Source organism: Bacteroidota bacterium (genome assembly GCA_016713925.1).
GTDB lineage: Bacteria > Bacteroidota > Bacteroidia > AKYH767-A > OLB10 > JAJTFW01.
Map to the genome: position 1 here is coordinate 132,918 of JADJOH010000008.1, position 13,171 is coordinate 146,088.

Annotated in this window: 11 protein-coding genes and 2 pseudogenes; all 13 read left to right on the top strand. The window is 39.2% G+C overall.

All coding sequences use genetic code 11. The annotated features are described in order from the left end of the window. The first annotated feature begins 5 nt into the window (after positions 1–5). Positions 6–365: a DUF4339 domain-containing protein gene (locus IPJ86_14955; protein ID MBK7888522.1), complete on the top strand. Its 360-nt coding sequence runs from the start codon at positions 6–8 to the stop codon at positions 363–365. A gap of 1,121 nt (positions 366–1,486) precedes the next feature. Beyond that, complete coding sequence (locus tag IPJ86_14960; protein MBK7888523.1) at positions 1,487–2,860, top strand: hypothetical protein; 1,374 nt, start codon at positions 1,487–1,489, stop codon at positions 2,858–2,860. An 11-nt stretch (positions 2,861–2,871) separates the two neighbouring features. After that, positions 2,872–3,270, top strand: a complete 399-nt coding sequence (locus IPJ86_14965; GenBank protein MBK7888524.1) for a hypothetical protein — start codon at positions 2,872–2,874, stop codon at positions 3,268–3,270. 1 nt (position 3,271) lies between these two features. After that, on the top strand, positions 3,272–3,460 hold the full coding sequence (locus tag IPJ86_14970; protein ID MBK7888525.1) for a hypothetical protein: 189 nt from the start codon (positions 3,272–3,274) through the stop codon (positions 3,458–3,460). A gap of 359 nt (positions 3,461–3,819) precedes the next feature. Further along, a complete protein-coding gene (locus IPJ86_14975; protein ID MBK7888526.1) occupies positions 3,820–5,427 on the top strand; it encodes a type I restriction-modification system subunit M in 1,608 nt (535 codons plus the stop codon). Positions 5,428–5,533: 106 nt separating this feature from the next. Then, the gene (locus IPJ86_14980) at positions 5,534–6,598 is read left to right on the top strand and encodes a virulence RhuM family protein (protein MBK7888527.1); all 1,065 of its coding nucleotides are present in this window, start codon (positions 5,534–5,536) and stop codon (positions 6,596–6,598) included. Positions 6,599–6,657: 59 nt separating this feature from the next. Continuing rightward, positions 6,658–6,804, top strand: a complete 147-nt coding sequence (locus tag IPJ86_14985) for a hypothetical protein (protein ID MBK7888528.1) — start codon at positions 6,658–6,660, stop codon at positions 6,802–6,804. A gap of 223 nt (positions 6,805–7,027) precedes the next feature. Further along, complete coding sequence (locus IPJ86_14990) at positions 7,028–7,345, top strand: hypothetical protein (protein MBK7888529.1); 318 nt, start codon at positions 7,028–7,030, stop codon at positions 7,343–7,345. A 12-nt stretch (positions 7,346–7,357) separates the two neighbouring features. Then, complete coding sequence (locus IPJ86_14995) at positions 7,358–7,576, top strand: hypothetical protein (protein ID MBK7888530.1); 219 nt, start codon at positions 7,358–7,360, stop codon at positions 7,574–7,576. 42 nt (positions 7,577–7,618) lie between these two features. Beyond that, on the top strand, positions 7,619–7,846 hold the full coding sequence (locus IPJ86_15000) for a restriction endonuclease subunit S (protein ID MBK7888531.1): 228 nt from the start codon (positions 7,619–7,621) through the stop codon (positions 7,844–7,846). A gap of 123 nt (positions 7,847–7,969) precedes the next feature. Continuing rightward, a pseudogene (locus tag IPJ86_15005) lies at positions 7,970–8,322 on the top strand (four helix bundle protein). 322 nt (positions 8,323–8,644) lie between these two features. Continuing rightward, entirely contained in the window at positions 8,645–10,189 is a 1,545-nt protein-coding gene (locus IPJ86_15010) for a Fic family protein (GenBank protein MBK7888532.1), read from the top strand. Further along, positions 10,190–13,064: pseudogene (locus tag IPJ86_15015) on the top strand (type I restriction endonuclease subunit R). The last annotated feature ends 107 nt before the right edge of the window (positions 13,065–13,171 follow it).

Here is a 13,171-nt window from a genome sequence, read left to right on the forward strand (position 1 = left end):
TTACAATGGAAGATAATAATTTCATTTCCGTAGATAAGCTCATTGAGTTCGGAATGAGCTTAGCAATAGCTCAACAAATGGTTAAAACCATGAATGAAGCTACAACCAATATGAGAACGTCCGGGACATTTCCGGATTTTCTACAACCAAAATTATCACAACTCTATGTAGCAATTGATGGAAAACAAAATGGGCCATTTTCAGAACAAGAACTAATTAAGTTAATTCAAGATAAAAAGCTTACCAAGCAAACCTTTGTTTGGAAGCCAGGAATGGCTGCCTGGGAAATTGCGGAAAAGGTAACTGATGCTTTAAATTTATTTTCAATGTTACCGCCGCCTTTGCCATCGACTATTAAAAGCTAATCGCATGAACTTAAAGATTAATTTCGTTACTTCATTAATCGCCGTCGCAATAAGTGCATTGATTGCTTACGGATTTTATTCATATTGTTTTGATTCACATTCAATCCATCATACAATAATAGTCAGTTCTATATTTTTTTATTCTTCAATTACACTTATCGGAACTATAGGTGCAAATTTTGAAACAAGTCGAATCACAACTGTTATCAGAACTGTTTCTATCACATTTTTTCTTGTAGGTCTCATTGCTACTTTTTTCTTGAATGTCTTTACATTTAGCCTTCCATTATTTATAATCATAATGGGAATTTTATTCTTGATTTTCCTTCTGGTTATTTATTCTGTGTCCAAGTCAGGTCAATAGAATCATTTTTATAGCTATGAAAGCCAACGCACATTGCAATCACAAGACAAGCGTAACGGGAGACATGCTAACTCGACACGCCACCACCACGAACGAGAGACGAGTATGCTGACAACAAACAGATTTAATGAAAGATTTTTTTGAAGGGGTTTTATTGGTTCATCAAGTGATGTGCTATTTATATACATATATGGTAGGTGAAAGAGTATAGCTATCTAATCCCTTCAAAAAAATCCTTCATAAATCTGCCAAATGTCAGACTGTGCAAAAACCGTTGATAAATCAGCCGAGTATAACTTTGATTTTCTTTTCTGTTGTTTTACCTTTCTGCTGAATTAAAAATATAATTACATGGCTTACGTTTCCGGATTTGATCGCACCCAGACAGCTCTTTTCCCTGTGACCGTTGATGAAATGATTGATGAGAACAATGTGGTCCGTTTAGTGGAGCTATACATCAATGGTCTTGACTTCTAAAAGAAAAAGAGCAACGGCGAATCTGAATTAGCCTTCCTATTTACAAATTTGACCGGGCATTACAGATGTTAGGGCTTTCGGGGCTAAAAAGCGCCTGGAGAGGAGTTTTTTGATCGTTTTGAACCTTTGGCGCTCTATTGAGGCTATTACAAACCAATTATTTTATTCATCCTATCCGGCTCCATAGATCGCAATAGGATAAATCCGAATTTGTATATTTGTTTTTGCAGTGCCTACCTCGCAAGTCGGGGAACTGTCGTTACCCAACATATAAAAACGAATGAGTATAATACGACCAAGATTGACAGATTTTCACAATATTCCTTTAACACAAGAGGAAGTCGATTTTGCTATTCCATTTATTGACGAGGACATACCTCTATATGTTGACCCTTTTTTGCTTTGGAAGTCCCCATCAATCCAAGACAATTCTTTACACCTTTTAATTACTAATAGCTTTAATCATTTAGGATATTTATTTACTAGCGGTAGAGAAAAAGAAGCCTTAGAATTGCTAATAAGTGCTTCGGAATGTAACGAAGTTGGACTTGGAAATTCTAAAAGCAAAACAGGAAAAAAGATTGGTGAGAAGTTGGCAAAAAATATATTAAGCCCTTTTACTTTAATTCCTGAATTGAAGAAAAGTGGCTTTACTCATTTTGAAGAAATCCAGCTATTGATTGATAACTTTTCAAAAGACCGAGTTAGTGATATTGCTTGTAATTTTATTCAATCTTTCTTAATTGACTTTACAATTGAACAATCTGAAAAATATGGGATACCAATAGAAAAAGTTACACTTAACAATATTTATAATCCCAAAACTTATATGTTTAGTGAGGAAGTCACTGACTTACCTGTTAACCCAGAAACCCAATCACCAATTCTATTTGTGCCTAAACGATGGTTAAAATATATTCCTTGGATAAACACAGATGATTATTTTACTGACTATTACATTAAAAATATTCATAATCCAAATGAGGGATTTCCGGACAGAGTAAAACTTTTAAATTTCAATCGGCATAATTATGACATTGTCAAAACTTATACAGCAATAAAGGAGAAGACTTTTGACAATTGTAAAAACGATCCATTATATAATCAGATACCAATAACTTCTGCTAAAAGAAAGATATCCACTATAACGAAACTACCTACAGGAAAAACAGATAATGCCGATAGAAAATATGAAGATAATGTTTGTCCATTAATGGCATCTTTATTTTACCCTCATTTAGATTTCGCACAGGAGCAAAGCAGAACAGATTCAGGTGTGCAAATAAGAGATATGATATTTTATAACAATATTACAAGTGACTTTCTAAAAGAAATTTATGAAACGTATGATTGCAGGCAAATTGTTATGGAATTAAAGAATGTAAAAGAAGTAAAGCAAGAGCACATTTTACAGTTGAATAGATACCTTAAGGAGCAGTTTGGAAGATTTGGAGTAATTATTACTAGAAATCCACCTCCTGCTAAAGTTGCAAAAAATATTATAGATTTATGGTCAGCTCATAGAAAGTGTATTCTTATACTCGATGATTCTGATTTAAAAATGATGACGAGTGTATTCGAGAGTAAACAACGAAATCCAATTGAGGTATTAAAGAAAAAGTACATAGAATTTACTAGAGCTTGTCCATCCTAAAAAGCATAGCTATGACAAAAGAAGATGTGAATAAATTCGAAAAAGTACAAAGCCAAATAGAAGGGTTACTACTTGAGGTGACTAATCTTGTAAAAAAATCTCCTAATGATGCTGTAAACAAGTTTAAATTAAAATTTATAAACGAGATATTAATAGAGGCTAATGCGGTACTTGGCAAGACTTACAAGCCCTTAAGTTCCTTTGAAAAATTTGATGAAGATGATTTGCCATCAAATAGTGATGTGTCATTCATTTTATCACAATATTTAAGTTGTTTTGAGAAACTTAGAGCAGACAATATTTTTCGTAAAAAAGAATATGATGGTAACAAATATTTCTATGAATGGTATTGGGTTATTGGTAACTCAGAATCTACAATAAAAACAGCTCCACCGAAGAAGATTAAATAAGATGGCAAAAGAAAAAATACCGACTGATGCTCAAATTACGAAATTTGAGATGTTGAATGAGCTTACCGATTCAATTTACACAGAAATGAAAGAGTTTTCGAAGAAAAAACCTGATGATGCGTTGAACTCTTTTAAAGTGAAAAATGTGAATAGAGTATTGACCCAGATTAAAGAATTTTTTAAAAGATGAATCTACGATTTCGTTTTTAGATTTACTGGATGATGAAGCATTGCCATCATATAGTGATGCAATTTTAATTATAGGACAATTTAAGGCTGCAATGGGTAATTACAGAAGGAAAATACAGACGGTTACAGAAGATGGAAAACTGTAGAGAATCTGGAAGGGAAATCAAGAGAATAAAAAACTAAAAACGTTGGGTGGCAACTAAGGTTTAGTTGCGTATGACATCACGTCTCGTTAGGAAATGACGAGCCGGTATACCCCCTACCATCTCCACCCCGCATCCTGCTATAGAATCCGTTTTTTAAAGTTCAATAATAAACCCCATCCAAAAAACCCCTATTTTAGCCCCGACCCCACCCACCATGTCCACCGACAAAAAACAACCCATACGCCAGGCGCAGGGCAAGCAGCTCGAACAAAAACTCTGGAACATTGCCGATACCCTGCGGGGTAAAATGGATGCCGATGATTTCCGCGACTATATCCTTGGCTTTATTTTCTACAAATACCTCAGCGAGAAGATGCATAGCTATGCCAATGCTATCTTAAAGCCCGATAAAATTACTTACGATCAGGTGGAAAAGCACAAGGAGAAAAAAGCATTGCTGGCCGCGATTAAGGACGAAGCCCTGGATAAACTCGGTTACTTTCTCTTGCCCTCTGAACTTTTTAGCGAAATGGCGCGCAGAGGGACATCGACAAGCTCAGTCCAGGGTAATAAATTCATTCTCGATGATCTCTCCAGGGTGCTTACCCATATAGAGCAAAGTACGATGGGCAGCGAGAGCGAGGAAGATTTTGGAAACCTCTTTGAAGACCTCGACCTCACCAGCAGCAAGCTCGGCAAAACCGAGACCGACAAGAACGATTTGATTGTAAAAGTGCTCTCTCACCTGAATGAAATTGATTTCGATTTGGAAAATACCGAGAGCGATGTCCTGGGTGATGCCTACGAATACCTCATTGGAAAATTTGCCAGCGGCGCCGGTAAAAAGGCCGGGGAGTTTTATACTCCTCAGCAGGTAAGCAGCGTGCTGGCGCGATTGGTGACCGTGGGCAAAACAAAATTGAAGAGTGTGTACGACCCCACCTGCGGCTCGGGCTCCCTGTTGTTGCGCGTGGCTAAGGAAGTGAAAGAAGTCGGCGGTTTCTACGGACAGGAAAGCAATCCCACCACCTACAACCTCTGTCGCATGAACATGATCATGCATGATGTGCATTATAAAAAGTTCGACATTAAAAATGACGATACCCTCGAGCGCCCACAGCATCCTGACCAGCGCTTCGAAGCCATTGTAGCCAATCCGCCTTTCTCGGCCGAGTGGAGTGCCAGCCCCTTGTTCATGAGCGACGACCGCTATGCCCCCTACGGACGTCTCGCACCCAAGGGCACTGCCGACTTTGCCTTTGTGCAGCACATGATCCACCAACTGGCCGACAATGGCACCATGGCCTGCGTATTGCCCCACGGTGTATTGTTCCGGGGCGGAGCAGAAGGACATATCCGCGAGTATTTGATAAAAGATAAAAACCAATTGGATGCGGTGATCGGTTTACCCGCCAACATCTTCTACGGCACGAGCATACCTACTTGCATTTTAGTGTTGAAGAAAGACCGACACAAGGACGCTGAGCGAAGTCGAAGTGTATTGTTCATTGATGCCAGCCGGAATTTTGAAAAAGTAAAAACCCAAAACGTATTGCGGCCCGATGACATTAACAAAATCATCAGCACCTACAAAGCCCGCACTGCCGAAGACAAATACAGTTACGTAGCTCCTTTAGATGAAATTGCCGGGAATGACTACAACCTGAACATCCCCCGCTATGTGGATACCTTTGAAGAAGAAGAAGCGGTGAACTTAAAAAACGTAAGTAATGAACTCCGCGCGGTGGCTGAGGCTCTCGAAGCCACCGACAAAGAAATTGCAAAGTACTGTAAGGAGTTGGGGATAGATACTCCGTTTTAATTGAAGGAGATTCATTAAAATTGTAACCGTTATCATTTGTCACGGTTTGGAAAATGGGAGTTAACGGAAGATTTAATTTGAATAGTGAAAAGATGGCCTTCAAACAATGAGTGCAGAAAACAATATCATCATCTACAACGCTCCGGATGGCAAAGCCTCTGTATCCTTAATGGCCAAGGAGGGCAAGGTATGGCTGAACCAAAACCAACTGGCGGAACTTTTTGACACCTCTGTACCCAACATTAGCATGCACATTACTAACATTCTAAAAGAGAATGAGTTGGGATCAGATTCAGTTATTAAGAATTACTTAACAACTGCCGCTGACGGGAAAAAGTATGATGTAACATTTTACAGTCTTGACATGACCCTCGCCATAGGCTTCCGCGTGCGCAGCAAACGAGGCACGCAGTTCCGCCAGTGGGCTAACCAAAACCTGAAAGAGTTTATGGTGAAGGGTTTTATGATGGATGATGAACGCCTGAAAAACCCCGATGGCCGCCCTGACTATTTTGATGAACTCCTTGCCCGCATTCGTGATATACGCGCATCTGAAAAGCGGTTCTACCAAAAAGTGCGCGATTTGTTTTCCCTGAGTAGCGACTACGATGCAACCGACAAGGCCACCCAAATGTTCTATGCCGAAACACAAAATAAATTGTTATTTGCCATAACGGGTAAGACAGCAGCCGAATTGGTGATGAGCCGTGCCAATGCCGGTGCTCCCAACATGGCGCTCACTAATTGGAAGGGAACTGTTGTGCGCAAGCAGGATATATACATCGCAAAAAATTATCTAAACGAAGATGAACTGGACAGCCTGAATAGATTGGTTACCATATTTCTGGAAACAGCCGAACTCCGGGCTAAAAACAGGCAAGATTTTGTAATGCACTTTTGGCGCGAGAATGTAGATAAAATCATTGCCATCAGCGATAAGCCATTGCTTGCCGGTGCCGGTAGCGTGAGCCATGCCCAAATGGAAGAATGGGTGGACGCGCAATACAATAAATTTGATGTCGAACGAAAACGATTTGAAGCCGAACAGGCCGATGCTACCGACCTCGAAGAACTCAAAGCTTTGGAAGAAAAATTAAAGCCATGCCCAAAACAAAACCAGATGCGCAATAGAAATACAATTGAACTCCCGGGATTTTGGGAGTATTTATAATCCGGATTTTAATTATGGCGAATTCGCTATAATTAAACCGTTTCATCCTTATGCGAAATATGAGCAATGCCATAACAAATACCGAAAAGGAAAAAGGACTTGCTCCTAAATTGAGGTTTAAAGAGTTTGATGGAGAATGGAAAACACAAAAGCTTGGAGATGTAATTAATAATAAGTCGTCAAAATATAATCCCGAAAAGATATGATTAGATCATGTATTTAAGAAGTTAGAACATCTTTCAAACACAAGCCTGCTTTGCAATTTAAATAGTATTAGTTCAGCAAGCATCAAAAATAAATTTGAAAAGGGTGATGTTCTATTTGGTAAACTTAGACCATATCTTAGAAAATTTCTACTAGCACCATTCGATGGAGTGTGTTCTTCAGAAATTTGGGTGTTAAAAGGAGAAGGAATAAAAATGATTTTCTTTGTATTGTTCAAACGAATTTTTTATTGATATAGCAAATCTACTGGGTCAAGAAGCCGGAGAGCAGATTGGAATGTGGTACCAAAGAATCTTTCATCCCCACCCTCCCGAACAACAGAAAATCGCCTCCTTCTTATCGGCCATCGATGAAAAGATACAGCGGCTCACGCGCAAAAAAGAATTGCTGGAGCAATACAAAAAAGGGGTGATGCAGCAGTTGTTCCCTTCGGCAGGCTCAGGGCAGAGTTCGGGGAAGTTGAGGTTCAAGCATGAGAATGGAAAGGCGTATCCGAAGTGGGAGGAGAAACTTGGGAGGTAAGTACATTTATAAATGGTAAGGCATAAACAGGAAGAGTTGTTGAAAGAAGGATATGTATCGGGATTACGTGTTGGCAACCTTATTATTAACAATGAATGGTATTTATCTGATCTAGAATTAGAGGAAGAGAAATATATTGAAAAGGGTGATTTGATTTATGCATGGTTATTAATTTGGGCCGAGATTCTGGGTAGAATGAGAAGTGATTTAATTATCATATTTGGAAGCTAATCAAAACAAAAGTTGATAATAGGTCTATCTTTTTATGCTTTTATGTATGATGTCGAAAGGATTAAAGGCAGTTTGCTCAAGGTGGCACCATGTTCAATATTAACAAAGGGGAATATCAAAACTATAAAATTCACGATTCCATCTATTGAAGAACAACAAAAAATCGCCAACTTCCTCTCCGGCATCGATACCAAAATAGAAAGCGTGGCCAATCAAATTGCGCAAACGCAAACGTTTAAAAAAGGGCTGTTGCAGCAGATGTTCGTTTGAAGTTAGTTGTTGTTAATGGTTAGTTGTTAATGGGTAGGTGTTAATGGTGGGGTGTATTGTTTATGTGAGAGTTCAGTTTAAAGGAATTATTATAAAATAGGAACTTGAAAAAAGGACAATGTAATTAAGAACAAGAGTTTTGCTTTCGCGGTGCGTGTGGTGAAGCTGTATAAGTATTTGGCAGAGGAAAAAAGGAGTATGTATTGTCTAAACAATTATTGCGTAGTGGGACAAGTGTTGGTGCGTTGGTTCGTGAAGCAGAGCATGCTGAATCAAAAAGTGATTTCGTTCATAAAATGGCAATAGCACAAAAAGAAATTAATGAAACTATTTATTGGCTTGAATTACTAAAAGAAACAAATTATTTATCTGAAATTGAATTCGAAAATATAAATATCGATGCAGTGGAAGTGATTAAATTAATTACCTCTATAATCAAATCAACCAAAGCAAACCAATTAATGGTTAGTTGTTAATGGTTAGTTGTTAATGGATAATTAAGCTGAATTAACAATTAACCATTAACAATTATCCTCACGCAATCTATAATACAACCAAAGTGAATGGAATTAACAATTAACAACTAACAATTAACCATTAATAAAATACCTGTTTTTCACCGCATAGGATAAAAAATACCTGTATTTCACGTAAAATACCTGTTTTTCACTATTCGGCAGATAGATTTTACCCAGACCTTTGCGCCTATTTATTTTTAAAATGCCTGAAATGCGCCTATTATTTTAGAAATGCGCCTGTTTTTTTGTTATATTTGAGCATCAATCCGATTGAGAAGCAATGGCGAAAACCACGTTTTCTATTCAAGTTACCAGCTTCCATGGCCGAACAGTACCTGAAAAAGGTAAAATAGTTGGCTATGGAGCGATAATAGAAAGCATGCGTTTACCGGTACCCATACCCGATACCTTAGCTTTAATTCAGGAGAAAATTAATAAATACAATATAAACGGTTGGCGCGTTTTTTCTCCGGCTTATCAGCCTGAAGAAAGCTTATATAAGCAGTTAGTTTTTGCACTTAAGTACGAGGGAATAAATCTGTTGGTTTTTAAAGCCTTATTTAAAAAGCTTTCTAAAAAAGAAATTAAAGCACTTTTACAAATTGAACCATCGGGGATGTATAGCCGCAAAATTTGGTTTTTATATGAGTGGTTAATGAATGCTGAAATTGATTCAAATGTAGATTTAAAAAAGAAAACATATGTACCCCTGCTTGACGAAAAAATTCAATTTACTATCAGCGGAATTGAATCTCCTCGTCATCGCATCATCAATAATTTACCGGGCACGGTAGATTTTTGTCCCCTGATTTTTAAAACCGAGAAATTAAATGAACGTATAGCAGGTAATTTATCCGAACAACAAAACAATTATTTAAAAAAGGTGCATAAGGATGTGTTGCAAAGAGCTTCCTCATTTTTACTATTAAAAGATTCAAAAGCATCCTTTACCATTGAAGGGGAGAACCCGCCAAACGCAAGAGCTGCCCGCTGGGGAAAAGCCATTGGACAGGCAGGAGGCAAACCCTTAAGCACCGAAGAGCTGAACCGCCTGCAACAAATAGTTATTGAAAACGGACGCTTTATGGAAATGGGCTTCCGAAAAAAGGGAGGCTTTGTAGGGGAGCACGACAGAACAACAGGCGAACCCATTCCGGAGCATGTTTCAGCCAGATGGCAGGATATTGATCAACTCATCACCGGTTTATTAAAAACGAACGAATTATTAGAATCAGAAGATGATTTTGATGCCGTATTGGCAGCAGCCTTGATTGCATTCGGCTTTGTTTTTATCCATCCTTTTGAAGATGGTAATGGCCGGTTGCATCGCTACATTATCCATCACGTGCTTGCAACCAAAAAATTTACGCAACAAGGTGTTATTTTTCCTGTCTCCGCTTCTATACTTGATAAAATAGATGATTACAGAAGAGTATTGGAATCGTATTCTCACCCGCTGCTTGATCATATAAAATGGAAAGAAACCCCCGATCATAATGTAGAAGTATTAAATGAAACGATTGATCTGTACAGATACTATGATGCCACCAAACAGGCTGAGTTTTTATACGATTGTACGGAAGACACCATTAAAAGAGTTATTCCGGAAGAGGTAAATTATTTGATCCAATACGATGCATTTAAAAAGTACATGGATAACCAATTTGAAATGCCGGATAAATTGATCGCCACATTGGTTCGTTTTTTACAGCAGCATAAAGGTGTTTTTTCGAAAAGGGGCAAAGAAAAAGAGTTTAATAGGTTAACCGAAAAGGAAGTACTTAAAATAGAAAAAGCATTTAAAGAAATTTTTACAACTGAATAGATGAGCCATCAAAGCGAAGCGATATTAGAAAGCAATCTCATCAGGCAATTGATCAGCCTCGGCTATGATTCTGTTCAGATTCATGATGGCGATGCTTTTGTTTCTAATCTTAAAACACAATTAGAGGCCTTCAATAAAACTAAATTCACTGCCAAAGAATTTGATGCCATCCTCAATCACCTGGCCAAAGGCAATGTCTTTGAAAAAGCGAAAACACTCCGAGATCGTTTTCACTTGGCAAAAGAAGACTCAACTTCATTTTATGTACGCTTCTTCAACAATGAAGATTGGTCTACCAATTTATATCAGGTCACCAATCAGGTGCAGCAGCAGGGTTCGTTTCTGAACCGCTATGATGTAACGCTATTGGTGAACGGTTTGCCCTTAGTACAAATTGAATTGAAACGTTCGGGTATTGAAATTAAAGAAGCGTTCAATCAGATTAATCGGTATCAACGTCATTCCTTCTGGAGCAATCACGGCTTGTTTCAGTATGTGCAATTGTTTGTCATCAGCAATGGCGTGAATACAAAGTACCTTGCCAACAATCGCCTGCAATCTGTAAAACAAACGTTCTTCTGGGCGGATGAAAACAATCGCAACACCACTGAGCTAAGTGCATTTGCCGCTGCATTTCTGAATACGGATCATCTGGGTAAATTCATTGCACATTATGTGGTCATGAATGAAACTTTTAAAAGCATGATGGTGCTGCGCCCGTATCAATACTTTGCCACCGAGGCCATCATCAGGCAAGTCAGCACCGGTAATGAGAACGGTTACATCTGGCATACCACCGGTTCGGGAAAAACATTAACCTCTTTTAAGGCCAGCCAGATCATCATGGATTTGCCCCAGGTCCACAAAGTAGTATTTGTGGTCGATCGCAAAGATCTGGATTACCAAACCATGCAGGAGTTTAACAGCTTTAAAAAAGGAAGCGTTGATGTTACCGATGATACCCGGTCCCTGGTCAAACAACTCACCGACGATACCAAACTGGTGCTCACCACCATTCAAAAACTGAACAACGCCATCACCAAAGCGCATTATGAAAACAAACTGGAGCATTTAAAGGACAAGAAAATTGTTTTCATTTTTGATGAATGTCACCGCAGCCAGTTTGGAGAGACCCGCGAACGGCTCACCAACTATTGTCACAAGAGTCAGTTGTTCGGCTTCACGGGCACACCCATCTTCGCCGACAACGCCAACAAAAACGAATTCGGAAAGCGCACCACCAGGGATTTATTCGGTAACTGCTTGCATAAATACGTCATCACCGATGCCATCCGCGATCAGAACGTATTGCGCTTTGGTATCGAGTACGTCGGCAAGTACAGACAAAAAGGAAATACGTTTATAGATATCGATGTCGAGGATATTGACAAAGCCGAAGTATTGAACGACACCAAACGCTTAGAGAAAATTGCCGATTACATCATTGCCTACCACGGACAAGAAAACATTTAACAAAGAATACTCCGCCCTCTTTGCCACCACCGGCATTGATACCTTAATCAAATACTACGAGATCTTCAGACGAAAAAAGCTGGCTGGAGAACACGACTTACGTATCGCCACCATCTTCACCTTTGGCACCAACGAAGAAGACGATGCGGCACAGGATTATTTACCCGATGAAGAATGGTCGATGGCTGCCCACTCCGATCCGGTTTACAAAGCAAGCCATACCCGTGATAAGTTAGAAGAGTTCATTGACGACTATAACAAACAATACGGCACTGCCTTTTCTACTAAGGACAGTCAGGCTTTTGAGAATTACTTTAAAGACATCAGCAAACGGTTAAAAGAACGCGAGAAGGAAAGTTTCAACGATGAAAAAGATCGTCTGGATTTAGTGTTGGTGGTAAACATGCTCCTCACCGGTTTTGACGCGAAGAAGGTCAATACACTTTACGTAGATAAGAACTTAAAATACCATGGATTAATTCAGGCCTATTCCAGAACCAACCGAACACTAGGCGAACAGAAATCGCAGGGCAATATTTTATGCTTCCGCAATCTGAAAGCAGCCACCGATACAGCCATCACACTTTTCTCGAACAAGGAAGCGATTGAAGAAATCATTCTGCCTCCGTATGCATCTATAGCGGAAAAGTTTAATGAAGCCTTAAAAAATCTCTTAACGATAGCGCCCACCTGGCAAAGCGTGGCGGAGTTGGTGACCGAGGAAGAAGAGTTGGCATTTGTGCAGGCCTTCCGCGCATTATTGCGGGTGAAGAACGTATTGGCCTCCTACACCGATTTCACTTGGGAAAGCCTGGGCATTGATGAACAAACCTTTGAAAACTACAAAACCAAGTACCTCGACTTATACGAAAAGGTAAAGCAAGACAACGCCAAACAAAAGACCTCCATTTTAGACGATATCGATTTTGAACTGGAACTCATTCACCGCGACCTGGTCAATGTCGCATACATCATCAAACTGCTGGCCAAGCTGAAGCAAACCAAAACCAGCGATGCCCAGAAGCAAAAAAATGAAATCCTGAAATTATTAGGTGGCGAAGTGCAACTGAGAAGCAAACGCGAGCTGATTGAAAAATTCATTGAAGAAAATCTCCCAAAGATTGACGATGCCGACAACATCCAGGATGAATTCGAAAAATACTGGCAGGAACAAAAAGTATTAGCCCTCGCCAAACTCTGCGAAGAAGAAAGCCTGGACAAAGAACAATTTAATGCCCTCATCGAAACCTACATCTTCAGTGGCCAAACTCCATTGCGGGATGAAGTATTAAAGTGCTTAGGCAACAGACCAAGTATTTTGCAGGCACGGGAAATCGGCGAGCGGATTATCGCTAAGATGAAAGAATTTGTAGAAGTGTTTGTGATGGGGATGGTGGCGTAGATTCTTTCCTATATCCCCGTATGGGCGACCCTCAGTCATTTAAAATGAATAATGAAAAGGAATTAATATATTTACAAAACAGGAATACAGAGAATATAAATACTAAA

Excerpts from the sequence above, each read along its gene's own strand:
- IPJ86_14985 (MBK7888528.1), top strand. The coding sequence starts at position 6,658 with ATGAGCAATGCCATAACAAATACCGAAAAGGAAAAAGGACTTGCTCCT.
- IPJ86_14970 (MBK7888525.1), top strand. The coding sequence starts at position 3,272 with ATGGCAAAAGAAAAAATACCGACTGATGCTCAAATTACGAAATTTGAG.
- IPJ86_15000 (MBK7888531.1), top strand. The coding sequence starts at position 7,619 with ATGTATGATGTCGAAAGGATTAAAGGCAGTTTGCTCAAGGTGGCACCA.
- IPJ86_14980 (MBK7888527.1), top strand. The coding sequence starts at position 5,534 with ATGAGTGCAGAAAACAATATCATCATCTACAACGCTCCGGATGGCAAA.
- IPJ86_14995 (MBK7888530.1), top strand. The coding sequence starts at position 7,358 with ATGGTAAGGCATAAACAGGAAGAGTTGTTGAAAGAAGGATATGTATCG.
- IPJ86_14960 (MBK7888523.1), top strand. The coding sequence starts at position 1,487 with ATGAGTATAATACGACCAAGATTGACAGATTTTCACAATATTCCTTTA.
- IPJ86_14965 (MBK7888524.1), top strand. The coding sequence starts at position 2,872 with ATGACAAAAGAAGATGTGAATAAATTCGAAAAAGTACAAAGCCAAATA.
- IPJ86_14975 (MBK7888526.1), top strand. The coding sequence starts at position 3,820 with ATGTCCACCGACAAAAAACAACCCATACGCCAGGCGCAGGGCAAGCAG.
- IPJ86_15010 (MBK7888532.1), top strand. The coding sequence starts at position 8,645 with ATGGCGAAAACCACGTTTTCTATTCAAGTTACCAGCTTCCATGGCCGA.
- IPJ86_14955 (MBK7888522.1), top strand. The coding sequence starts at position 6 with ATGGAAGATAATAATTTCATTTCCGTAGATAAGCTCATTGAGTTCGGA.